The 23,064-nt window shown below is 30.3% G+C and carries 21 protein-coding genes; 13 read left to right on the forward strand and 8 right to left on the reverse strand.

Going from position 1 to position 23,064, the window contains the following annotated elements:
• Positions 1 to 68 precede the first annotated feature (68 nt).
• The 10 genes from ACN0WB_RS09640 to ACN0WB_RS09685 all read left to right on the forward strand — a co-directional run bounded on the left by ACN0WB_RS09640 (position 69) and on the right by ACN0WB_RS09685 (position 13,055).
• Positions 69 to 830 (forward strand): hypothetical protein, encoded by a 762-nt coding sequence (locus tag ACN0WB_RS09640; RefSeq protein ID WP_417431215.1) that lies wholly within the window; start codon positions 69 to 71, stop codon positions 828 to 830.
• Positions 831 to 904: 74 nt separating this feature from the next.
• Positions 905 to 1,345 (forward strand): hypothetical protein, encoded by a 441-nt coding sequence (locus ACN0WB_RS09645; RefSeq protein ID WP_417431217.1) that lies wholly within the window; start codon positions 905 to 907, stop codon positions 1,343 to 1,345.
• Between the two features lie 118 nt (positions 1,346 to 1,463).
• A complete protein-coding gene (locus tag ACN0WB_RS09650) occupies positions 1,464 to 2,258 on the forward strand; it encodes a thymidylate synthase (protein ID WP_417431218.1) in 795 nt (264 codons plus the stop codon).
• Positions 2,259 to 2,310: 52 nt separating this feature from the next.
• A complete protein-coding gene (locus tag ACN0WB_RS09655; RefSeq protein WP_417431220.1) occupies positions 2,311 to 2,550 on the forward strand; it encodes a hypothetical protein in 240 nt (79 codons plus the stop codon).
• Positions 2,547 to 2,855, forward strand: a complete 309-nt coding sequence (locus ACN0WB_RS09660; protein ID WP_417431222.1) for a type II toxin-antitoxin system RelE/ParE family toxin — start codon at positions 2,547 to 2,549, stop codon at positions 2,853 to 2,855. Before ACN0WB_RS09655 ends, ACN0WB_RS09660 begins: the two co-directional genes overlap by 4 nt.
• A 185-nt stretch (positions 2,856 to 3,040) precedes the next feature.
• Positions 3,041 to 5,548, forward strand: coding sequence for a M1 family metallopeptidase (locus tag ACN0WB_RS09665; RefSeq protein ID WP_417431224.1), 2,508 nt, complete (start codon positions 3,041 to 3,043; stop codon positions 5,546 to 5,548).
• A gap of 431 nt (positions 5,549 to 5,979) precedes the next feature.
• Positions 5,980 to 7,305: a hydroxymethylglutaryl-CoA synthase family protein gene (locus tag ACN0WB_RS09670; RefSeq protein WP_417431226.1), complete on the forward strand. Its 1,326-nt coding sequence runs from the start codon at positions 5,980 to 5,982 to the stop codon at positions 7,303 to 7,305.
• A 285-nt stretch (positions 7,306 to 7,590) separates the two neighbouring features.
• A complete protein-coding gene (locus ACN0WB_RS09675; protein ID WP_417431228.1) occupies positions 7,591 to 8,502 on the forward strand; it encodes a DnaJ C-terminal domain-containing protein in 912 nt (303 codons plus the stop codon).
• A 1-nt stretch (position 8,503) separates the two neighbouring features.
• Entirely contained in the window at positions 8,504 to 8,788 is a 285-nt protein-coding gene (locus tag ACN0WB_RS09680; RefSeq protein ID WP_417431230.1) for a chaperone modulator CbpM, read from the forward strand.
• Between the two features lie 52 nt (positions 8,789 to 8,840).
• A complete protein-coding gene (locus tag ACN0WB_RS09685; protein ID WP_417431232.1) occupies positions 8,841 to 13,055 on the forward strand; it encodes a T9SS type B sorting domain-containing protein in 4,215 nt (1,404 codons plus the stop codon).
• 11 nt (positions 13,056 to 13,066) lie between these two features.
• Here the strand turns inward: ACN0WB_RS09685 and ACN0WB_RS09690 are convergent, their stop codons facing one another.
• The gene (locus tag ACN0WB_RS09690) at positions 13,067 to 13,699 is read right to left on the reverse strand and encodes a hypothetical protein (protein ID WP_417431234.1); all 633 of its coding nucleotides are present in this window, start codon (positions 13,697 to 13,699) and stop codon (positions 13,067 to 13,069) included.
• Positions 13,700 to 13,751: 52 nt separating this feature from the next.
• On the opposite strand from ACN0WB_RS09690, the gene ACN0WB_RS09695 reads away from it, so the two are divergent.
• Positions 13,752 to 14,720, forward strand: coding sequence for a YpdA family putative bacillithiol disulfide reductase (locus ACN0WB_RS09695; RefSeq protein ID WP_417431235.1), 969 nt, complete (start codon positions 13,752 to 13,754; stop codon positions 14,718 to 14,720).
• 19 nt (positions 14,721 to 14,739) lie between these two features.
• A complete protein-coding gene (locus tag ACN0WB_RS09700; protein ID WP_417431237.1) occupies positions 14,740 to 14,943 on the forward strand; it encodes a hypothetical protein in 204 nt (67 codons plus the stop codon).
• A gap of 33 nt (positions 14,944 to 14,976) precedes the next feature.
• Here the strand turns inward: ACN0WB_RS09700 and ACN0WB_RS09705 are convergent, their stop codons facing one another.
• The 7 genes from ACN0WB_RS09705 to fbp all read right to left on the reverse strand — a co-directional run bounded on the left by ACN0WB_RS09705 (position 14,977) and on the right by fbp (position 21,608).
• On the reverse strand, positions 14,977 to 16,650 hold the full coding sequence (locus ACN0WB_RS09705; protein ID WP_417431239.1) for a glutamine--tRNA ligase/YqeY domain fusion protein: 1,674 nt from the start codon (positions 16,648 to 16,650) through the stop codon (positions 14,977 to 14,979).
• Positions 16,651 to 16,787: 137 nt separating this feature from the next.
• Positions 16,788 to 17,795, reverse strand: a complete 1,008-nt coding sequence (gene menC / locus ACN0WB_RS09710; RefSeq protein ID WP_417431241.1) for an o-succinylbenzoate synthase — start codon at positions 17,793 to 17,795, stop codon at positions 16,788 to 16,790.
• 181 nt (positions 17,796 to 17,976) lie between these two features.
• The gene (locus tag ACN0WB_RS09715; RefSeq protein ID WP_417431243.1) at positions 17,977 to 18,246 is read right to left on the reverse strand and encodes a hypothetical protein; all 270 of its coding nucleotides are present in this window, start codon (positions 18,244 to 18,246) and stop codon (positions 17,977 to 17,979) included.
• A gap of 295 nt (positions 18,247 to 18,541) precedes the next feature.
• Positions 18,542 to 19,105, reverse strand: coding sequence for a DUF6705 family protein (locus ACN0WB_RS09720; protein WP_417431245.1), 564 nt, complete (start codon positions 19,103 to 19,105; stop codon positions 18,542 to 18,544).
• 13 nt (positions 19,106 to 19,118) lie between these two features.
• A complete protein-coding gene (locus ACN0WB_RS09725; protein ID WP_417431247.1) occupies positions 19,119 to 20,030 on the reverse strand; it encodes a hypothetical protein in 912 nt (303 codons plus the stop codon).
• A complete protein-coding gene (locus ACN0WB_RS09730) occupies positions 19,984 to 20,433 on the reverse strand; it encodes a hypothetical protein (protein ID WP_417431249.1) in 450 nt (149 codons plus the stop codon). The genes ACN0WB_RS09725 and ACN0WB_RS09730 overlap by 47 nt, the downstream gene beginning before the upstream one ends.
• Before the next feature lie 164 nt (positions 20,434 to 20,597).
• Positions 20,598 to 21,608 (reverse strand): class 1 fructose-bisphosphatase, encoded by a 1,011-nt coding sequence (gene fbp / locus ACN0WB_RS09735; RefSeq protein WP_417431251.1) that lies wholly within the window; start codon positions 21,606 to 21,608, stop codon positions 20,598 to 20,600.
• A 214-nt stretch (positions 21,609 to 21,822) separates the two neighbouring features.
• Between fbp and ACN0WB_RS09740 the strand changes: the two genes are divergently transcribed.
• Complete coding sequence (locus ACN0WB_RS09740) at positions 21,823 to 23,061, forward strand: aspartate kinase (RefSeq protein ID WP_417431253.1); 1,239 nt, start codon at positions 21,823 to 21,825, stop codon at positions 23,059 to 23,061.
• The last annotated feature ends 3 nt before the right edge of the window (positions 23,062 to 23,064 follow it).

Genomic DNA, 23,064 nt, shown 5'->3' on the forward strand with positions numbered 1-23,064 from the left:
TTGAAAGGTTTTTTTAAATTAATTATCTATTTTTGAATATGAAAAAACTTTAACCAAAAAACTTAACTATGGAAGTTCACCATCATCCACACGTACCTCACCAAGAAAAAAAGTGGAAACAATATTTTTTGGAATTTCTAATGATTTTTCTCGCAGTAACAATGGGCTTTTTTGCCGAAGGACTTAGAGAAAGAATTTCGGAAAATAAACAAGAAAAAGAAATCATGCGAACGATGACGAAGGATTTAGCTGCAGATATAATAGCAATAAATGAAACCTTGAAAGAAGAAAAGGAATATATAAAGACTTCAGATTCTTTAATTATGATTTTAGGAAAAACTAATCTTGACCAACAAGATATGAAAAAAGTGTATCGTTTAAGTCGTTTTAATATGTCTTATGATGCTGTGACTTTCAATAAAATTGCAATTTCAGAATTAAAAAGTAATGGCGGTGCAAAATTCATTAGAAATAAAAAGATATTAAAGTTAATTACAAATTATGATTTGAGATCGGATGAAGTTGTAATGCAAGGAAAAGCAGTTTCCGATTTTAGTATGAAAATAATTGATCAATCAAATTCATTTTTTGATTATCGAAATTTCTCCAAAACGGGCACTATAGAATCTGGAATGAATAGAGAAAAATATGCAGGTAATTATCATTTTTTGAGGAATGATCCGTTACAAATCAGACAGTTTTCAAATCTGATTTTTATGAAAGGAGCTATAATTGCTTCGTATAATAGAATGCTCGAAAACCAGAAAAAAGAGGCAATTAAACTTCTAAAAGAAATAAAATTAGATTATAATATTAATGACAGAGAGTAAAATTTTTTATTTTTAAAACAAAATCAATTCCAACTTTAAAAAAAACTTTTGAACCTTTTGTGGTTAAAAAAACAATGAACAAACCCGAAATTTTAAAAATAATTCACGAAAAATTAGATTTAAAAATAAAAACTTTAGAAAATCTAATCTCCGAAACGCGCGCTTCCAACAACGAAACCAAAAGTTCGATGGGCGATAAATATGAAACTACGCGCGAAATGGTGCAACAGGAAATTAACAATCTGCAGGTTCAGTTAAATGAAAATCTGAAAGCCAAAAATTCTTTAAAATTAATTCCAATTTCAATATCGGAAAAAGTAGGTTTTGGTTCGTTGGTTGAAACTTCAAATGGCTTATTTTATATTTCAGTTTCTCTGGGAAATACCGATTTTAATAATAAAAAAATATTTCTAATTTCACCTGAAAGCCCCTTAGCAAAAGCATTAATTGACAAGAAGAAAGACGAAGATTTTTCGCTCAACAATTCAAAACAAACGATAAAAAATATTTGGTGAAATTTCATTAAATAATAGTAGCCAAAAAATTATAAAAATTTGGTAAATTTGAAAACTGTTCTTTTTTGTGAAGTATAATTTTCAAATTAAAACATTAACACATTTTCAAATTAATTCAATGCAAAATTACCTCGATCTTCTTCAATATATAAAAGAAAATGGAACCGACAAAACAGACCGCACCGGAACGGGAACGCGAAGCATTTTTGGTTATCAATTGCGTTACGATTTATCTAAAGGTTTCCCTTTGGTGACGACAAAAAAGGTGCATTTAAAATCAATTATTTATGAATTATTATGGTTTTTAAAAGGCGATACAAACACAAAATATTTAACCGAAAACGGCGTTTCAATTTGGAATGAATGGGCAGATGAAAACGGCGATCTCGGTCCAGTTTACGGCGCACAATGGCGAAGTTGGGAAGGTGCAAATGGAAAAGTAATCGATCAAATTTCTGAAGTAATCGATCAAATTAAAAAAAATCCAGATTCCCGAAGATTAATTGTTTCCGCGTGGAATGTTTCTGAAATTCCAAATATGGCTTTAGCGCCGTGTCACGCATTGTTTCAGTTTTATGTAGCCGATGGAAAATTATCACTGCAATTGTATCAAAGAAGCGCAGATGTTTTTTTGGGCGTTCCGTTTAATATTGCGAGTTACGCTTTGCTTTTAATGATGGTTGCTCAAGTTTGTGATTTAAAAGTCGGCGATTATGTGCACACTTTCGGCGATGTTCATATTTATAATAATCATTTTGAGCAAGTTGAAAAACAACTTTCACGTACGCCAAAAGAATTGCCGACAATGAAATTAAACCCAGAAATTAAAGATATTTTTGATTTCGATTTTGGAGATTTCACTTTAGAAAATTACAATCCAGAACCGGGAATTAAAGCGCCGGTTGCGATTTGATTTACTTCGACAAAGTTTCAAATTAATTACTAACTTTGATAAAAATTCAGATATGGAACTTACTGTAACATTAGAAGATAAAGCGGATATCTCTTTTTTGAAAAAAATGCTTTTGCAATTAAAAGGAGTAAAAAGTGTTGAAATTTCAGAAGAAGAAACAAATTCTTGGAAAGAAATCGAGAGTTCTGACGTTTTAAAAAAAGTTTTAAATCAAAGTCAAAGTGATTTTGAAGAAGGACGATTCAAAGAATATTCAGAAGAATTGATGGATTCAATTTTCAATAAAAAATGAAAATTATTTTTACGGATACGGCTTTGAATTCATTGGAAGAAATTACTGATTTTGTTCGACGAAGATGGACGAATAAAGAATTGACCATTTTAAGAAATGATATTAAAAAGTTTAAACAAAATTTAAATGATGGGATTTTTCAACATCAAACATTAATGGGTTTTCCTAATTTACGTTTTACACTTATCGGAAAAAAGCAAGTAAAATTGATTTATGAATTTATTAGTGAGGATATTATTATTAAACTTTTCTGGCATTGCAAACAAGACCCAAAAAAATTAATCGAACTTTTAAATAAAAATTGATTTTAGAAAAGCCTTTTTTTTTTTGGTATATTTTTCTAAATTCTTAAACTGCACTTGTCGTTGAATAAAAGCGCCGGTTGCGATTTAATTTACTTCATCAAAGTTTGAAAATCAGGATTTTTTTTATTTAATTTTTAACAAACGTCTTGAAATTTACACTAATAAGATAAATTAAGAACTTTTTAATGAAAAAATTAACCATCGCCGTCTTTTTCTTGGCTGCTTTTTTCTCAGGAAATCTCATAAATGCACAAACCGACACGTCTGGAACAACCGTTTACAGACAAACGCACACGAAACATACAGAACTGAAACACACCAAATTGAAAGTCAGTTTTGATTTTCAAAAACAGCAAATGGCAGGCGAAGAATGGCTCACTGCAAGTCCGTATTTTTACCCGACAGATTCCTTGGTTTTAGACGCAAAAGGAATGTTGATTCACGAAGTTTCATTATCTGAAAATGGGAAAAACAAAACTTTAAAATATGATTATAGCAATGATATTTTAAAAATTAATTTAGATAAAACCTATAACAGAAATCAGGTTTACACAGTTTACATTAAATATACAGCGCGTCCAAATGAAGTAAAAGACGGCGGAAGTGCTGCAATTACGGACAATAAAGGTCTGTATTTCATCAATCCAGACGGAAAAGATCCAGATAAACCAACTCAAATTTGGACACAAGGTGAAACAGAATCGTCTTCTGCGTGGTTTCCAACAATTGATAAACCAAATCAAAAAACAACAGAGGAAATTTACATGACGGTTCCTTCAAAATATGTAACGCTTTCCAATGGCGTTTTAAAAGATTCCAAAGACGAAGGAAATAATTTGAGAACCGATCATTGGGTAATGGATAAACGCCATTCTACCTATTTATTTTTCATGGGAATCGGACCATTTGTTGTGGTAAAAGACAAGTGGAAAGATATTCCTGTCGATTATTATGTAGAAAAAGAATATGAGCCTTTCGCAAAAGGGATTTTTGGAAACACGCCGGAAATGATCGATTTCTTTTCCACAAAATTAAATTATCCTTATCCGTGGAATAAATATTCCCAAATGGTCGGTCGCGATTATGTTTCTGGCGCAATGGAAAATACAACTGCAACACTTCACGGCGAAGGCGCTTACCAAAAAACAGGAGATTTAATTGATGAAAATACTTGGGAAAATACAATTGCACACGAACTTTTTCACCAATGGTTTGGTGATTTAGTAACTGCAGAAAGTTGGAGTAATATCACGGTGAACGAAAGTTTTGCCAATTATTCTGAATATTTGTGGCAAGAACACAAGTACGGAAAAGATGCAGCAGATTATCATATTATGAATGAAATCAAAGGATATGAAGCTAATCAGAAAAATGAATCTAAAGATTTAGTACGTTTTAAATATGATTCGCGCGAAGATGTTTTTGATGCAGTTTCATACAACAAAGGCGGTGGAATTTTAAACATGTTGCGTCGATATTTAGGTGATGATGCATTTTTCGCTGGATTAAATGATTACTTAAAAACCAACGCTTACGGAAATGGAGAAGCACAACAATTGCGTTTATCATTAGAGAAAGTTTCTGGAAAAGATCTAAACTGGTTTTTCAACCAATGGTATTATGGAAGTGGAAATCCAAAATTAACTTACACTTATAATTACGAACCAGTTAAAAAAGAAGTGACGGTTTCCATCGCACAAACACAAAATAATTTATTTCAATTCCCTTTGGATATTGATGTTTTTGTAAATGGTGTTGCAAATAGAGAAACAGTTTGGGTAAATGCGAAAGCTAAAAATTCTTTCACTTTTTCTGCTGCAAAAAACCCAGATTTAATCAATTTAAATCCAGACGGCGTAATTATTTCTGAAATTACCGAAAACAAAACATCAGAACAATATTTAATGCAATTTAATGGGTCCAAAGATTTTAAAGCAAAATATTTAGCTGTAGAAGATGCTGCAAAAAATGCAGATAAAAATCCCACAGCGCTGAAAACTTTAGTTGCTGCTCTAAAAGATTCATTTTTTAGATTAAAAATTCAGGCTTTGAATGCTTTGGATTTATCGAAAACCGATCAATCAAAAATGGCATTGAGCGAAGTTGAAAAATTAGCACAAAATGATTCGAAAACATTAGTTCAAGCGGCAGCAATTTCTGCCTTGGTGAAAACTAAAAATGTAAAATATTTGCCTTGGTTTGAGAAAAATATGTCCGCTATTTCTAATGCTGTAAAAGCCAGTTCTCTCGCAGGAATCGCGGCTTTAGATCCAGAAAAAGCAGCTAATTTAGCTGAAAAAATGGATCTTTCCTCAGTTTCTGAAGATTTAATGATGACTTTGCTTCCGACAATTGTGGATAAAAAAATTACTTCTCAAATGCCTGCAATTGGAAGTTTGGTCGCATTTTATCCGTTCTTAAAATTTCAAAAGCCAGAATTAGGCGCAAAAGCGGAAGAAGGTTTCAACTGGATTATGACTTCGGATAACACAAAAGCCACACATAATATTACTAAAGTTTTGATGCAGGCAAAAGGTCAAGTGGAAGCGAATCCGCAAGCTAAAATGCTTATTGTTCAAATGTTGAAAAGCGGCTTAGATAAAAAAACGGAAGCTTTAAAAGCCAATCCTTTTAGTGCAAGTTTAAAAGCCCAAGTCGAAGATTTAAACAAAACAATTGAAGCTTATAAATAATTTTTTTTGAAGCAAGACGGTTTCGCTTTTTTTGAAGTTGAGTCCCGTTTTCCGTTCCAATTTTTTTTAAAAATAAAACGTGCCTTTTCTGCACGTTTTATTTTTAAAAAAAGATTTCCACTTCAACCGGGGCTAAAAATTCCGCCTATCGATATTACGAAATGAAGCGCTCTCGATAAATTATCCTTGTCAAGGTTTTAAACCTTAACAAGGTTTTTTTTACCATTTATTTTTATTTTTTTTTCAAAATTTGACGAAGTCAAAAAACTGTTTTGCACTTTTCTAAAACATTATTAATCACTTTAATATTTCTAAAATCTTTTGTGACTTTTGTGGTTTAATTATTTCGCTAGCGAACATTATTTTTTCTGTATAAATCATCACTACTTTAAAAATCTTATTTTTATCTTTGATTTAAATTAAAGAAGACGATGAACATTGGGATTGAAGCGGCCACTTTTTATGTGCCGAAACTGTATTTAGATATTAAAGATTTAGCAGAAAAGAGAAGCATTGAAGCCGCAAAATTAGAAAAAGGTTTAGGTTTACATAAAATGGCTTTAGCTGATGTTCACGAAGACGCAGCAACTTTTGCAGCGGAAAGTTTATATAAATTAATTACCGATTACAATATTAATCCCGGTGAAATTTCCAGAATTTATTTAGGTACAGAAAGCGCTTTGGACGCCGCAAAACCGACTGCAACTTTCGCGATGCAAATGGTCGAAAAAAAATTAGCAGAGAAATTTGGCGAAAGGGTTTTTAAAAACTGTGATGTCGTCGATTTGACTTTTGCCTGCATCGGCGCAATTGATGCATTACAAAATTGTATTGATTTTTGCAAAGCCAATCCAGGAAAAAAAGCCGTTATAATTGCTTCGGATTATGCAAAATATGAATTAGCTTCTTCTGGAGAATATACACAAGGAGGCGGTTCTGTCGCAGTTTTGATTTCAGATAAACCGAATTTGTTAGAATTTGAAAGTATTTGGGGCGTTGCAACGGAATCAGTTTTTGATTTTTTTAAACCAAGAAGAATTATTGAGAAAAATCAAGTCCAAAACTTGCCAGAAACCACGTCAGATAAAATAGAAATTCATACAGATGAACCGGTTTTTGACGGACAATATTCCAATCAATGTTATCAGAATAGAATCAAAGAAGCGTATGAACATTACAAATTTCAAACTAATATTAAAAAACCTTATGAAAATTGGAGGTTTTTAATTTTCCATTTGCCTTACGCTTTCCACGGAAAACGCGTTTTTACAGAATTGTTTGCAATAGAAAATAATTTATCTTTTGATACTTTAGAGGAACAAAAAGCGGTTGCTAAATCTGAGAATTATTTAAAATTTATTAATGAAAAAATAGAGACTTCGCAACGCGCTTCTTCCGAAATTGGCAATATGTACACTGCTTCAATTTTTATGGCTTTGCTTTCTGCGATGCAAGTTTCTTTTAATGAAAATGAAAATTTAGCAGGAAAAGAAATTGGATTTTTGGCTTACGGAAGTGGTTCTAAAGCAAAAGTTTTTACGGCAAAAATTTCTGAAAATTGGAAAATGGTGGTTGAAAAATGGAATCTCTTTAAAGTTTTAAATCAGAGACAAAAAATTGATTTTGAAACTTATGAAAAATTGCACCGCAAACAATTAAATTCTTCTATACAAGACAATTATTCTGGATTTGGCTTAGATAAAATTGAAAGAGAAAATCCGTTTTCTTTGGGCGCAAGATTTTATAGTTTTAAATAAAATTTTTTAACACAAAATTTACAAAAGTTTGTCTCGAAACTTCCAATTTAAAGTTTTTAATTAATTCGTTTTAAAGTTTGAAAAAAGTAATAATTAACGAAAAGATTCGTCACTTCACTTCGTTTCGTTTTGAATGACAAACTTATTCGCAAGATTTAAAATCTTAAAATATTCCAATTTCTTAATGGTAAAGTTTTTGCATTTTCAATTTGAAATCTAAATTTTATTTAATTTTATTAAAGATTAAATTTTAATTTCGGTAAATTTGAGAAGACTAATTAAACAATGGCTTACATAGATTATTACAAAATTTTAGGGATTCCGAAGACGGCAACCGTAGATGAAATTAAAAAAGCTTATCGAAAACAAGCTAGAAAATTACATCCAGATTTAAATCCAAATGATAAAGTTGCGGAACAAAAATTTAAGGAACTTAACGAAGCTAATGAAGTTTTAAGTAATCCAGAAAATCGTAAGAAGTACGATAAATATGGAGAAAACTGGAAACACGGTGAAGAATACGAAAGACAAAGTCAACAACAACGCCAAAATAGAAGCGCACAAAGTGGCGGTTTCGGAGGAAATCAATTTGGTGAAGGTGAAGATTTTTCAGATTTTTTCCAAAGTATGTTTGGTGGAAGTGGTGGTTTTGGTGGACAAAGTTTTAGAGGAAGTGCTTCAAATAAATTCAAAGGACAAGATGTTTCTGCGGAACTTACTTTAAGTTTGAGAGATGCAGCAAAAACGCACCAACAAACTTTTGATATTAATGGGAAAAAAGTAAGAATTACAATTCCTGCAGGAGTTTCTGATGGACAAAAAATAAAGTTAAAAGGTCACGGAAATCCAGGTCATAACGGTGGTCCAAATGGCGATTTGTATATTACTTTTAATATTTCTCCTGATAAGGATTTTAAAAGAATTGACGATAATCTCTTTGCGGATGTAGATTTACCACTTTATACCGCGGTTTTAGGCGGCGAAGTTTTAATAAAGACTTTAGATGGTGAAGTAAAATTAAAAGTGAAACCAGAAACTCAAAATGACACGGTTGTTCGCTTGAAAGGAAAAGGATTTCCAGTTTACAAAAAAGAGGGACAAAACGGCGATTTATTGGTAACTTATAAAATAAAATTACCAACAAATTTAAGTACAAAAGAAAAAGAATTGTTTGAAGAACTTCAAAAATTGAAATAAGATGCAAGATAAAATATCAAGAGAAGATGTGGTAAAACACTATAATATTGAGATACATTTTTTAGATTCTTTGGAGGAATATGGTTTGCTAAAAACTTTTGAGGAAAATCATGTGAAATATATTTATTACGAAGAATTACCGAATCTGGAACGTTTTGCCAATTGGCATTATGATTTGGAAGTAAATTTACCAGGTTTAGAAATTATCCAAAATTTATTAGATAAAATGGAAGTTTTATTAGCGGAAAATCGTAATCTTGTTCAATACAAAAATCGCATTCACTGAGAAATTAGAGAATAACACAAATTTTGAAAAGTAATTTATTTTAATTTTAAAAATGAAGAAATATTTACTTTTTTACGTGCTTTTTATGTCTTGTTTACTTGTAACAATTAAGGCACAAAATTCTTCTGTTCCAAAAATCACAGATTTAGCTGGAAATGAAAATCCTATAATAGATTGTAATTATCCCCTAAATGGAGGGTGTCTTTCTCTTACTGCAAGTTATCCTAAATTTTATGAAACTTCCAATTATGAAGTAAATGCAGAAGATTATAAACCAAATGGTGCTTTTAATGATGGAACTCCTTTGAATGCAAATGTGGATGATTTATTTCTTAAAAAAGTAGTAATTCCTTTTAATTTCTGTTTTTTTAATAATAATTATAATGAAGTAATTATTGGTAGTAATGGTGTAATTACTTTTAACAGTAACCAATTAGGAAATATTAATTATCCAAATATTCAAACTACAAATCCAAATCCATCCTTGCCGTTGAATAGTATTTTTGGAGTAGCGCAAGATTTAATTTTTTCTCAAGATAATGATTCTGAAATTTATTATTCTGTAATTGGAGCGGCACCTTGTAGAAAACTAGTAATTAATTTTTATAAAGGAAGAATGGTTGGTTGTAATCAAACTTCTACTTCACAAGTTGTTTTAAATGAATGTTCTGGAGAAATAGAAATTTTTATTGATGAAAAGCCACTTCCATGTTCTGAATCGAAATTTAAAGAATCATTAATTGGTATTATTAATAGCGATGCAAGTGTAGGGATTTCTCCACCGGGAAGAAATACTGGTATTTGGGAAGCTGATAAAGAAGCTTGGAAATTTACACCAAATGGTGCAGAAATAACACCGCAAATTTCTTGGTTTGATGAAAATAATAAGAACATTGGAACAGGAAATACGATTACAGTTTGTCCAGAAAAAAACCAGAAGTATAATGTAAAAGTGAGTTACTTACTTTGTGGTAATAATAATTTGGTATTAGAAGATTCTACAGATGTTAGTTTTGCAGCAGATTTTCCGCTAGCAAAAGATTTTACAACCATTTTATGTGGTAAAACACCAATCAACGTAAATCTTGATGATTTTACTAGTAATCTTACGCCACAAATATCGTCTAATTTAATTTTCAGTTTTCATAATTCTTTAGCTGAAGCGCAAACGGGAACAAATCCACAACCGAAAAGTTTTCAATTAAATGACAATAAAGTTTTTTATGTAAGAGTACAAAATCCCACAGATCCTACTTGTTTTCGTACTTCAGTTTTAAAATTAAATTTAATTTCTAAAAGTTTGCTTACTTCTGAGGTAGAAATTTGTGATACAAATAATGATGGTGTAGAAAACGATTTTGTTCTTTCTATATTGAATTCAAAATTATTTAATTCACCTTTAAGTGGAACAGTTCATTATTTTACATCAAAAGAAAATGCAGATAATAATTTAAATGAAATTACAACAGCAAATCTTGTTAATAACTCCAAATTCTATATAAAATATATTACACCAAGTTGTAGCCAAACTTTCGGGCCAATAAATATTAGTTTTTTACCAGCTCCTGCAATTAATACACCCATTGATTTTGCTTTTAAAACCTGTGATTATTTAAATGATCATACAGAACCTTTCGATTTTTTATTAAATATTGCGCCTTTAATTTCAACAGATCCAACGGTTACTTTTAAATTTTATAGTACTTACGAACAGGCTTTTGCAGGAAATGGTTCTGAAATAGGAACAATAAAAGAAGGAAAATATAGTGTTTTCGTTCGTGTAGAATTTCCGGGAGGTTGTTTCAGTGTGGGAGAAATTAAATTAGACATCACTTTTACCAAGATAGAAGCTAAAGATAGTACGATTTTTATTTGTTTTGATGGAACTCAAGATATTACTGTAAATCTAAATGATTACACTCAAGATATGTTAATAAATCCGCTCACGGGGATTTCTATAACTTATTATCTTACTCAATCTGATGCAGAAGAAGATAAAAATGCAATAAGTAATTTATATGAAATTACAGATGATGGCAATTTTGTAAGGAAAACTATTTTTGTGAAATTTTCAGATTCTACAGATTGTTACGCTTTAAAAAAATTAACCATAAATTTAGTTCATGTTATAATTGCAAAATCTCAATTTGATATTTGTGATTTTAATAATGACGGTACAGAAAGTGTAAATTTAGGAAGTTTGAATACTCAAATTATTGGTTCACAAAATGCCGCAGTTACTTATTATTTAACTTCTTCAGATGCACAAAATGACACCAATTCTATAAGCACCTATCAATTAATAAATACAGGGAAATTATTTGTAAAAATTACTTCTTACGGATGTTCTGATGTTTTTGAAATTAATTTAAAACTAACTTCCACTCCTGTTGTAAATTCAGAAATTACAGAGATTAGAAATTCGGTTTGTGATAATAATAATGACGGACAAGAAAGTTTTGATCTAACTCAACTTCAACCGAAAATTTATACTGGAAGTGATCCTGTTTCTTTTACGTTTTATACCTCTTACAATGAATCTTCTCATTCTTTTTCTGGACTTATTTCTACTCCCCAAAACTATTTAGTAAAAGCGACAAATGCAGTTTTTTCGAAAGTTACTTTTCTAAATGGCGGTTGTTATTCTGCAACTAAAATAAACTTACAATTAAATTTTCTACCAACAATTGTTTTAAAAAGTGCCGTTTTAGAAAAATGTGATTTTGATTTTAATCTTAATGAATCTTTTAATCTTAATGATGCAATTCCACAACTTTTTACACAAAGTGAAAATACCATTTCTTTAAGTGATATTACAATTTCTTATTACGTTTCAGAAGCAGATGCAAATGCAGGAATTGCTTCTACACAAATAAATTCTACTTACATTTCCACACATTCTAAAGAAACAGTTTGGGTAAGATTTACTTCTAAAATTACTTCATGTTATTCAGTTACCTCTATTTTATTAGATACTTATTTGCCACCAAAAGCTTTAAAATCTGTCATCAATGATATTTGTGATGATAATTTAGACGGACTTTATGATGTAAATTTAAATGCTTTCACAGATGGAATGGTCAACCAAAATAGTTCCGATAATAAATTTTCGTTTTATTATACAGAATCGGATGCAAAAACAAGTAATAACGCAATTCCAAATCCAGAAAGTTTTAGTGCAAATCCACTTCCTACAAAACTTTGGGTTCGTGTAGAAAATATTCCTGGATGTTTTGATACAACTTCTATAGATTTAAATACAGGAACAAAAGTCGTTCTAGATAATTCTGGTCCATTTACAATTACCAATACTTGTGATATAGGAAATGATGGTGTAGAAAATGTGGATTTAACTCAGTTTCAAAATCAAATATATTCAAAACCTGCAACTTTTGAATATTATCCTTCGGTTTTAGATATCAATAATAATACAAATAAAATAAGTAATCCGTCTGCTTATTTATTTAATGAAAATTCTGGTCCAAAGAAAATTTTCGCAAAAGTTATTGCTCCAAATTTTTGTCCAAACTTGGTTGAAATTAATCTCACACTGAAAAAAACACCTATTTTCTCTTTGCCAGATTATTATTTTTGTCCGGATGGCTTTGTTGATATTAAACCAGATTTTTCGGGCTTAAATATTGTGAGTTTTGAGTGGCTAAATCCTTCTGGAGAAATAGTTTCCACAAATAGTGAATTGCTTAATGCAAAAACCGAAGGCGTTTATAAAATAAATGTAACGGCTGCAAATGGTTGTACTTTTTCTACCAATTTTAATGTGAAAATGTATGAAGTTCCAATTATAACAGAATTAATTCCTAATAATGATAATTACACAGTTATCGCAACAGGGAGTAAAACAATTTTATATTCAATAGATGGAATTCATTTTCAAATTTCTAATGTGTTTAATGATTTACCAGAAGGAGTGGTGACTTTTTATGTGAAATTTGAAGGATCAGATTGTCTTGGTAAAATTAAAAAAGGACTAATTCTACATTTAACAAATGTTTTCACACCAAATGGCGATGGTATAAATGATACTTGGATAATTGATAATTTGTATGTTTTCGAGGGCAAAGTTGCTTCTTTAAAAATATTTGATAGATATCAAAAATTAGTTTATCAACAAGAAAGCAATACGCGTTTAGAATGGAATGGTAAAGAACTAGCACGAAATGTTTACACCAATTCTTATTGGTATATTCTTACACTTCCCGATGGTAGAGTTTTTACGGGTTGGGTTGTATTAAAAAATAGAAATTAAATTTAAAAAAATTAAATCGTCCAACGATCATTAATTATGGCAACAAGATAATTTTTACCTTCATATTTTTCAAAAACAAAAATTAAATTGGACCAAGTAAAATCTGGATTTTCATCTGTCCCTTTTAAATAATTAACCATAATTTTTCCTTCTGGATATATTTCTTCCAAATTATTAAGTGAATTTCCGCTTTTCTCAAATTTATTTTCAGAAATAGAAGCGGTAGAATAATCTCCGCTAAAAGCCCATTCATCTAAATAATTTTTTAAAGTGCTTTTATATAAATTTCCAGTCCCATCTTGTTCTCCCCAAACAAACACTTTTTTTGAATTTAAATTTTCTAAAAATTCTTGTCGGCTAAAAAGTTGATCAGTTTTTGGTAAAACAGTTAAATACATAGAAAACCGAACGCCTTTTTCGGGATGAATAAAATCTGCAATTTTTGAATAATTTTTTTCTTTAATATAGAGAAGAATGTCGCTGTCAATTTCTTTTAACGTTGGTTCTTTTGCGGCTAATTCTTCATTCTTTTGAATAGAGTCAGATTCTATTTTAACAGAATCATTTTTTACGACATCATTATTTACTTCTTTTTTACATGAAACAGAAACAATTAAAAGAAAAATTAAAAATGTATTTTTCATATTTTTTAGTTTTAATAAATATAAGAATTTTTTTGTTCAATATCTTTGCAAGATGAAAATTTATGATATTATAATAATCGGCGGAGGACCAATTGGATTAAATTGTGCGTTGGAAGCAGAAAAAGCAAATCTTTCTTATTTAATAATTGAAAAAGGGACTATTGTCAATTCTTTATACAATTATCCTTTATACATGACTTTTTTTTCCACCGCAGAAAAATTGGAAATCGGCGAAATTCCTTTTATTTCTACTGCTCCAAAACCGGGTAGGAGAGAAGCTTTAGAATATTATCAAGGAATTACTCGACAAAAAAATATTAATATAAATCTTTACGAAGAAGTTTTAAAAATCACCAAAAACGAATTTTTTTTAGTTCAAACTTCTAAAAATAATTATGAAGCAAAAAATGTCATAATTGCCACTGGATTTTATGATATTCCAAATATGATGAACGTAAAAGGTGAAGATTTAGATAAAGTTTTTCATTATTATAAAGAACCATATCCTTTTGCGAAACAAAAAATCGCAGTTATTGGTTCAAGTAATTCCGCGGTGGATGCCGCTTTAGAAACTTACAGAAAAGGAGCACAAGTATCGATGATTATTCGTCATTCTGAATTTTCTCAAAGCGTAAAATATTGGGTAAAACCGGATATTGAAAACCGAGTAAAAGAAAAATCTATTAACGCACATTTTAATTCTGAACTTTTAGAAATAAAAGAAAATTCCATAATTTTTAAAGATGAAAATGGAAAAATTCAAGAGATTGAAAATGATTTTGTTCTTGCAATGACAGGTTATTTACCCAATTTTAAATTCTTAGAAAACTCTGGAATTACACTTCAAGGAGATTGTTTAAATCCTTTTTACACTCCAGAAACAATGGAAACCAATGTACCAAATTTATATTTAGCGGGCGTTGTTTGTGGCGGAAAAGACACGCATCTTTGGTTCATAGAAAACTCAAGAATTCATGCAGAAATGATTGTGCAAGATATTGTTTCTAAAAATAATTTGTAATTTTATAAAAATATTGAATATGAAAATCACAAACTCACAACTAGGAAAATTTTTATTTGTCTTTGGGATTTTTGCAATGTCATTGTCATTAATTTTAAATCATTATCTAAATTTACCAGAATATATTTTTACCATAATTTTATTTACAAGTGTAGGAATTGAATTTTCCGGATTTTTAATTATTGCGGTTAATGGCGGTTTTAAAAGAAAAAACGTTGATTAAATAATCAACGTTTTTATTAAATTTTCTTTAAATTTATTCTGGTTTAAAACTATCTTTCAAAGTTACAGTTTGATTAAAAACCAAATGATTTTCTGTTGAATCTCGGTCTTTCGTAAAATATCCTAATCTCTGAAATTGCAACGGTTCTTCCACTGCAACTTCTGCAAAAGCTGGTTCTCCAAAACCGTGAATAATTTCCAAAGAATCTGGATTTACATAATCTAAAAAGTCAGTTTCTTTTTCTGCATCGGGTTGTTCCACAGTGAAAAGCCGGTTGTACATTCTGACTTCAATTGGCAAAGCAAATTTTGCAGAAACCCAATGCAAAGTGCCTTTTACTTTTCTTAAACTCTCTTCAGTTCCACTTCCAGATTTACTTAATGGATCATAAGTCGCATAAATCGTTTTGATTTCTCCATTTTCATCTTTATCAGCTCTTTCAGCTTTTATAATGTAACCTGATTTTAAACGCACTTCGCCACCTAATTTTAATCTAAAAAATTTCTTATTCGCTTCTTCGCGGAAATCTTCTCGCTCTATAAAAAGTTCTCTCGTAAAAGGGATTTGTCTCGTTCCAGCGTTTTCTTGTTCAGGATTATTTTCCGTTTCTAACCATTCTTCTTTATCTGGTGGATAATTTTCTATAATTAATTTTACCGGATCTAAAACAGCCATCACTCTTTTCGCCACTTTATTTAAATCTTCACGAACACAAAATTCTAAAAGTGCGATGTCTATTAAATTTTCACGTTTTGCGACGCCGACTTTTTCAATAAAATTTTTGATAGAAGTCGGTGTATAACCTTTTCTACGCATTCCAGAAATTGTGGGCATTCTTGGATCGTCCCATCCAGTCACCACTTTTTCTGCAACCAATCTTTGTAATTTTCTTTTAGAAGTAATTAAATATGAAACGTTCATTCTTGCAAATTCGCGTTGTTTATTTCTAACTGTACCTTCTTTATAAATTTGATCTAAATACCAATCGTAAAGTGGACGGTGATTTTCAAATTCTAAACTACAAAGTGAGTGAGAAATTTGTTCTAAATAATCACTTTCTCCATGCGCCCAATCATACATTGGATAAATTTTCCATTTGTCTCCAGTTCTGTGGTGTGTTTTTTTCAAAATTCTGTACATCACAGGATCTCGCATATTCATATTTGGCGATTTCATATCGATTTTTGCGCGCAAACTCATAGTTCCAACTTCAAAATCACCGTTTTTCATTCCTTCAAAAAGTTTCAAACTTTCTTCAATTGGTCTATTTCGGAAAGGTGAATCAACGCCATCTTCAAAAGGATTTTTTCTTTGTTCCGTAATTTCTTCAGATTTTTGTTCGTCGATATAAGCTTTTCCATCTTTTATCATTTCAACTGCCCAATCATAAAGCTGTTGAAAATAGTCGGAAGCGTATAATTCTTTATCATATTTAAAACCCAACCATTCGATATCTTTTTTAATAGAATCTACAAATTCTTGTTCTTCTTTTTCAGGATTGGTGTCGTCAAAACGAAGATTTACGGGCGCATTATATTTTTCGCCCAAACCAAAATTTATGCAAATCGCTTTTGTGTGACCTACGTGAAGATAACCGTTTGGTTCTGGCGGAAAACGAAAACGAAGTTGGCTTTTAGGTAAACCATTTTCAAGATCATTTTCTATAATTTGCTCAATAAAATTGAGAGATTTTTTTTCTTCTTCCATAATGAGCGCAAAGTTAAGGAAAATTGTAAAGTTGTGAAGTCGTTTAGTTGTAAAGAAGTAAAGTTGATAATATTTAAAATTTGAATTGATGAATTGATTTTAAAATAATCAAATCAGCACATTTTCACATTCGCAAATTATCTATTTTTAAATGAAAGTTGGTCGCCTTTTAATTCTAATGAACTTGGAAAATTATTGGTAAAAAGCGCACCAGTTCCGAGACCTTGCGGAAGTTTATTTTGTTTGATGAAAGTATATTGTGCAATTGCATTTAAACCGATATTACTTTCCAACGCAGAAGTAATCCACCAACCGATATTAAGTTTTTCGGCTAAAGAAATCCATTCGTCACAACCAGAAAATCCGCCAATTAATGCAGGTTTTAAAATAATAAATTGTGGTTTTATTTTTTCTAAAAGTTGTTGTTTTTCTTCAAAATTGATGACGCCAATTAATTCTTCATCTAACGCAATTGGAGTTTTTGTTTCTGCACAAAGTTTCTCCATGTCTGAAACAAGCCCCGCTTTTATAGGCTGTTCAATAGAATGAATTTCTAAATCTGCTAATTCTCGCAAAACAATTTTTGCTTCATAAAAAGTAAATCCACCATTTGCATCAACTCTTAATTCTAATTTTTCTTTGCTAAATTTTTGACGAAGTTTCTTTAAAATTTCTTTTTCAGAATTCCAATCAACGCCGATTTTTAATTTAATGCAATCAAAACCTTTTTCTAATTTTTCTTCAATTTGAGATTGCATAAATTCTGCATTTCCCATCCAAATTAATCCGTTTATTTTTATAGAAGATTTTCCTTTTGTAAATTCACTCGGGAAATATAGATTTTTTCCGTTTTTTAAATTTAAAATCGCTTGTTCAAAGCCAAACCAAATAGAAGGGAAATATTTTAATTCTTGTTTTAAAACATTAAAATCTTGATTAATATTTTCACAAAGCCAAGACAGTTTTTCTTCGTATTCTGGGACATCATCATAACTCAAACCTCGAAATAGGGCGCATTCGCCATTTCCTTTTTTTTCTCCATCGAAGATTTCAAGAATGAAAGTTTCTTTAGTTTTTAGAATGCCGCGCGAAGTTCCGCTTGGATTTTTAAATTCTAAAATATATTTTTGGAAAGTGGAGATCATTTTTTTGTAGAAAGTTAGTAAACATTTTAGAAATCATCTGATAAGTTTGTTCTTCTGAACGTTTTGTGTTTTGGCGATGGGTGGGCTTTTTAGTGATAAACTTTAAGCGAAGTACAAAATCTCAAATTAGCCGAAGATGAGACTCCGCCTATTGCTAATATAATCTTGGCTGTAGCGATTATTATTGCTTTGTAAACACTAAGTTTTCTGTTTCTGGCAAATATATTGTTAAATCTGGATTTCCTGGGCATGTTGCTTCAGTAAGTGTTGTATCATTTGGGTAATAAGTCCATGATATTTGGGAACTGCTTACTTTTTTTAATTGAATTTCTCCCCAACCTACACCACAATTTGTACCGGTATAATAAAAGACTAAAGCGTTGGAAGCATCATTAAAAGTAATATCGGAAATAAAATTTCTGGTAGTATTATTATTTTCTGTAGTTTGCAAAACGAGTCCTTTAAAATTTTTAATAGTATATGTAATTAATAATGCATCTTTATAATAATTAAAATTTGGAAAGTGAAATAACTTTTTAATTTCTTTAGTAATTATGATTTTTATTTCATTTCCTTTCCTTTAAAAGTAGATTTATATACCCCTACATAAGGGTTCAATTCATTATTATAATCCCTAATGTAAGAATTTTGAGTTATATCTGATATTGAAGTACTTAACGGATATTCTTGCTGTGCTTTGCAGGAAAACACAGCAAGATATAAAAATATTAGTTGTAGTTTCTTCACTATTGCTTTGTAAAAACCAAATTCTCTGTTTCAGGTAAATAAATTGTTAAATCTGGATTTCCTGGGCACGTTGCTGCAGTAAGCATGGTATCATTTGGGTAATAAGCCCAGCTAATTTGTGTGTTATTAAGCTTTTTAATATAAATTCTTCCCCATCCAACACCACAATTCGTTCCAGAATAATATAACCCCACTTCATTAATTGATGAATCATTTGACATACTAAAAATATTATTTCTTAAAGTCATATTATTTAGTGTACTTTGTAAAATTATTGCGGATGAGTTTTTTATTTCATATTTTACGGTTAGTACATCCGAAAAGAATTTATGGTTGGTATCAAAATCGAATAATTTTTTTATCTCTTTTGTAATAAATAATGTAGTTTGATTTCCATTATAATTGGCTTTCCATGTCCCAACATAAGTATCTAATTCATGGTTATAGTCCTTTATGTAAGAATTTACAGGAATTTCATTTGAGTTTGTGTTCAAGGGGTATTCTTGCTGTGCTTTGCAGGAAAAAGAAAAGATAATTAATAGAATTGAGATTATATTTTTCATAATATTTTGTTTATTAAGAGCATGGTATTGGTGAAATAGTACCATCTGAATTTTTTGTTATTTTAGATGTGGACCCGTCGTTATTTACTTTTATAAGATTTATTTTATCTGTTAGTCCCATTTTTTCAAGCGTACTAAAGAATATCTTATTTAAACCAGTATCATTCAGATTTTTTTTATCTGAAGAATATTGTGAATTATTAAGCATACTATACCAATCGATCGCTTGTTTAGTATCCCACAAATATAAATTTTCTTCACTAAAGCTATTTGCGGGCAAATCATTATGGTTTCCGTTAAAAGTTATAATATAATGGTTATCAGAAGAAACCATTCCTAAATAAGCATTTCCTGAATTTCCAATGCCTTGATATCTTGCAATTTCTAGCATTGTTGAAATATCATGTGAAAAAAACATATGCAAACCACTCAAAGTATGATTATGGTAACCACCATTCATTGTGGAGACATCATCGAAAGTTACACGATGTTTTCCATTTTTATCCGCAGGTGATACTGTTCCGTCTTTGTTATCTTTATAACCAATTTCGTCATCTTTAGATGTTTTTGCAAAATTTTCTAACTCTTCGACTTTAGGTTTCATTTTTGTATTATTTAAAACCTCTTTCGCTTTCTCACACGGATCTTTTTCTCCCGTATCTTCGTAGGGATATCCGCCACCGCCTCCACCGCCGTCGCCTATATTACATTCTCCATTTGGTGACACATTTATACAAGTGTTATCTTCAGCTATTTCTTTTATAACTTTTTTACAAACTGTTTTAGTTGTCGTTATTTCACTTTGCGTACCACCACCGCCCTCAATTACACCAACCACTAAAATCACCGTTTTACATTCCAAATCATAGCTTGAAGTTTTATTCATTTTTACGATTATCTGAACCACTAATACTTTCACGGTCATTAAAAATTATAATTTTAAAAAAATCATTTACTTCCGTATCTTGTTTTGTAAATTTGAAAAACACCTTGTTTCCTAATCTTTTTGTGGTAACAATTGCCACCACCTGATTATTCTTTAAGACAGGTGCCATTAAAAATGTTTCATTAAAGGTATTCATTGAAGTGGCGTAATCCCACGCCACAGAGCCAAATTTTGAATACATTTGAACTTCATTAGCATTTTTTTCATAAATCTTTTTCACATTCTTAATGAAAACTTCGTCTTCATTCCATAGTGATTTATTTACATAATCTTGCTTTTTATTTCCTTCAAATCCTACTGTTTCATTTTCAGCTCTACAGCCTGAAAGTAGAACTGATATAAAGATTCCAAAACTTAAAAAATTAAATAGTTTTCTCTTCATAAATTAGTTTTTAATATTAATATTTTAATGAATGTTGGCATTTTCAAGGCGCAATATTTACAACCATTGTAGCCAAGATGAAAAGCGAAGTGCGTGCTTTCGAAGAACTTGAGTTCAAGGAAATCCAAACGTAGTCGATTCTTTTTTCGATTGGCTCAATTATTTTATTTCGCATTTCGCATAAATTCTTCTGCTTTTTCTACCATTATAGAACTTCCGCAGAAAAACGGCACTCTTTGGTGCAATTCAGTGGGCTCAATTTCTAAAACTCTTTGGAATCCATCGCTGCATTTTCCGCCCGCTTGTTCCGCTAAAAACGCCATCGGATTGCATTCATATAATAATCTTAATTTTCCATTTGGAGATTGTGAAGTGGAAGGATAAATATAAATGCCGCCTTTTATCATATTTCTATGAAAATCTGAAACCAAAGAACCAATATATCTGGAAGTATAAGGCCGATCTTCTTTTTCTTCTTGGCAAAATTTAATATAATCTTTTACGCCTTGTGGAAATTTAATATAATTTCCTTCATTTATTGAATAGATTTTTCCAGTTTTGCTGAAAGTCATATTTGGATGCGACAAATAATAAGTCCCAATTGAAGGATCTAAAGTAAATCCATTTACACCGTTTCCTGTGGTATAAACAATCATTGTAGAAGAACCATAAACAACATAACCTGCTGCAACTTGATTGACTCCTTTTTGTAAAAAATCTTTTAATTCTACAGCTTCTCCCGGTTCTGTAATTCTACGATAAATTGAAAAAATAGTTCCTACAGAAACATTTACATCGATGTTTGAAGAGCCATCTAAAGGATCCATTAAAACCACATATTTACTGAGATGTGCATTTGGACCACTTTTTACAACAATAAAATCATCATTTTCTTCAGAAGCAATTCCGCAAACAACTTCTCTTTGAGAAAGGGCTTCAATAAAAATATCATTTGCTAAAACATCTAATTTTTGTTGATCTTCTCCTTGGATATTTTGATTTCCAGCTTGTCCAATAATTTCAGCAATTCCCGCTTTATTCACTTCCCGATTTACCACCTTTGAAGCAAGACGAATGGCGCTTAACAAACGTGAAAGTTCTCCACTTGAATAAAGAAAATCGTCTTGTTTTTCAATAATAAATTCACCTAAAGTCTGAAATGGTTGCTCGGACATATTTTATTTTTTTGTTGCTCACAAATTTCGGAAAACTTTTTCAGAATACTATCAAAACAGAAAAGTTTATCGTCTAAAAAAAAGACAATAGTTTTTGTGAATCAATTTGCATTCAATCGTTTTCATATCTCAGTCTAAATTAATATTTTTGGAAGTTCAATACTTTTGTATTATTTCAACTCATTATATAATTAATTGATTTATAATTCTTTAAATGAAAATTTTTAAATTTGGTGGTGCTTCCGTAAAAGATGCGGAAGGAATAAAAAATGTGGCTGTAGTTTTAGAAACAGAACATTTTGAAAATTGTCTTATTGTAGTTTCTGCAATGGGAAAAACTACTAATGCACTAGAAAAGGTGGTGCAAAATTATTTTGATAAGAAGAATTATGAAGAACTAGTTGAAGAAATTAAAAAAAATCATCTTCAAATTACGAGTGAATTATTTTCTGCAAATCATCCTGTTTTAGCAGAAATAGCGGTTTTTTTTGATGATATCAATTCTTTTCTCCGTAGAAATAAATCGCCGAGTTATAATTTTGTGTATGATCAAGTTGTAAGTTGTGGTGAAATGATTTCTTCTAAAATTTTAAGTGAATATTTAAATGATATTCAATTTAAAAATATTTGGTTAGATGCAAGAGATTTTATTAAAACCGACTCACAATACCGAGAAGGAAATGTAAATTGGGAAGAAACGGAAAAAAATATTAAAATTTTAAATTCTTCTAAATGTTTTGTAACGCAGGGTTTTATTGGTTCAGATTCTCATAATTTCACTGTAACTTTAGGAAGAGAAGGTTCAGATTATTCTGCTGCGATTTTTGCTTATTGTTTAAACGCAGATCATCTCACGATTTGGAAAGATGTTCCAGGTGTTATGACGGGAGATCCAAGGAAATTTGAAAATGTCAATCTTTTATCAGAAATTTCTTACGAAGAAGCAATAGAAATGGCTTATTATGGCGCATCTGTAATTCACCCAAAAACCTTGCAACCTTTAAAACAAAAAAATATTCCATTTTTTGTAAAATCTTTTTTAGATCCAAAAAATGAAGGAACAAAAGTAAGTGTAAGTGATGAAAATGAATACACCGAAACTTATATTTTAAAAGAAAACCAAATGTTAATGAATGTTTCTACGAGAGATTTTTCTTTTATTGCAGAAGAACATTTGAGTTTAATTTTCTCTTATTTAGCGAAATATAATATTAAAATTTCTTTGATGCAGAATTCGGCAATTTCTCTGGCTTTATGTTTAGAAGATAAATTTAATAACATAAATTTGCTAAATGACGAACTTCATCACTTTTTTAATACAGAATTGACAGAGAATGTTTCATTATTTACAATCAGAAATGCAAATTTAAAAAATATAGAAAAATTTTATACTGGGAAAAATGTCCTTTTGGAGCAGATTTCTAAACAAACCGTGCAAATGGTAATTTCCTAAAAA

This window comes from Halpernia sp. (assembly GCF_048269545.1).
GTDB lineage: Bacteria > Bacteroidota > Bacteroidia > Flavobacteriales > Weeksellaceae > Halpernia.

What these genes read in the sequence shown, in the direction of transcription:
- ACN0WB_RS09640 (WP_417431215.1), top strand. Translation starts at nt 69, where the DNA reads ATGGAAGTTCACCATCATCCACACGTACCTCACCAAGAAAAAAAGTGG.
- ACN0WB_RS09645 (WP_417431217.1), top strand. Translation starts at nt 905, where the DNA reads ATGAACAAACCCGAAATTTTAAAAATAATTCACGAAAAATTAGATTTA.
- ACN0WB_RS09650 (WP_417431218.1), top strand. Translation starts at nt 1,464, where the DNA reads ATGCAAAATTACCTCGATCTTCTTCAATATATAAAAGAAAATGGAACC.
- ACN0WB_RS09655 (WP_417431220.1), top strand. Translation starts at nt 2,311, where the DNA reads ATGGAACTTACTGTAACATTAGAAGATAAAGCGGATATCTCTTTTTTG.
- ACN0WB_RS09660 (WP_417431222.1), top strand. Translation starts at nt 2,547, where the DNA reads ATGAAAATTATTTTTACGGATACGGCTTTGAATTCATTGGAAGAAATT.
- ACN0WB_RS09665 (WP_417431224.1), top strand. Translation starts at nt 3,041, where the DNA reads ATGAAAAAATTAACCATCGCCGTCTTTTTCTTGGCTGCTTTTTTCTCA.
- ACN0WB_RS09670 (WP_417431226.1), top strand. Translation starts at nt 5,980, where the DNA reads ATGAACATTGGGATTGAAGCGGCCACTTTTTATGTGCCGAAACTGTAT.
- ACN0WB_RS09675 (WP_417431228.1), top strand. Translation starts at nt 7,591, where the DNA reads ATGGCTTACATAGATTATTACAAAATTTTAGGGATTCCGAAGACGGCA.
- ACN0WB_RS09680 (WP_417431230.1), top strand. Translation starts at nt 8,504, where the DNA reads ATGCAAGATAAAATATCAAGAGAAGATGTGGTAAAACACTATAATATT.
- ACN0WB_RS09685 (WP_417431232.1), top strand. Translation starts at nt 8,841, where the DNA reads ATGAAGAAATATTTACTTTTTTACGTGCTTTTTATGTCTTGTTTACTT.
- ACN0WB_RS09690 (WP_417431234.1), bottom strand. Translation starts at nt 13,699, where the DNA reads ATGAAAAATACATTTTTAATTTTTCTTTTAATTGTTTCTGTTTCATGT.
- ACN0WB_RS09695 (WP_417431235.1), top strand. Translation starts at nt 13,752, where the DNA reads ATGAAAATTTATGATATTATAATAATCGGCGGAGGACCAATTGGATTA.
- ACN0WB_RS09700 (WP_417431237.1), top strand. Translation starts at nt 14,740, where the DNA reads ATGAAAATCACAAACTCACAACTAGGAAAATTTTTATTTGTCTTTGGG.
- ACN0WB_RS09705 (WP_417431239.1), bottom strand. Translation starts at nt 16,650, where the DNA reads ATGGAAGAAGAAAAAAAATCTCTCAATTTTATTGAGCAAATTATAGAA.
- menC (WP_417431241.1), bottom strand. Translation starts at nt 17,795, where the DNA reads ATGATCTCCACTTTCCAAAAATATATTTTAGAATTTAAAAATCCAAGC.
- ACN0WB_RS09720 (WP_417431245.1), bottom strand. Translation starts at nt 19,105, where the DNA reads ATGAAAAATATAATCTCAATTCTATTAATTATCTTTTCTTTTTCCTGC.
- ACN0WB_RS09725 (WP_417431247.1), bottom strand. Translation starts at nt 20,030, where the DNA reads ATGACCGTGAAAGTATTAGTGGTTCAGATAATCGTAAAAATGAATAAA.
- ACN0WB_RS09730 (WP_417431249.1), bottom strand. Translation starts at nt 20,433, where the DNA reads ATGAAGAGAAAACTATTTAATTTTTTAAGTTTTGGAATCTTTATATCA.
- fbp (WP_417431251.1), bottom strand. Translation starts at nt 21,608, where the DNA reads ATGTCCGAGCAACCATTTCAGACTTTAGGTGAATTTATTATTGAAAAA.
- ACN0WB_RS09740 (WP_417431253.1), top strand. Translation starts at nt 21,823, where the DNA reads ATGAAAATTTTTAAATTTGGTGGTGCTTCCGTAAAAGATGCGGAAGGA.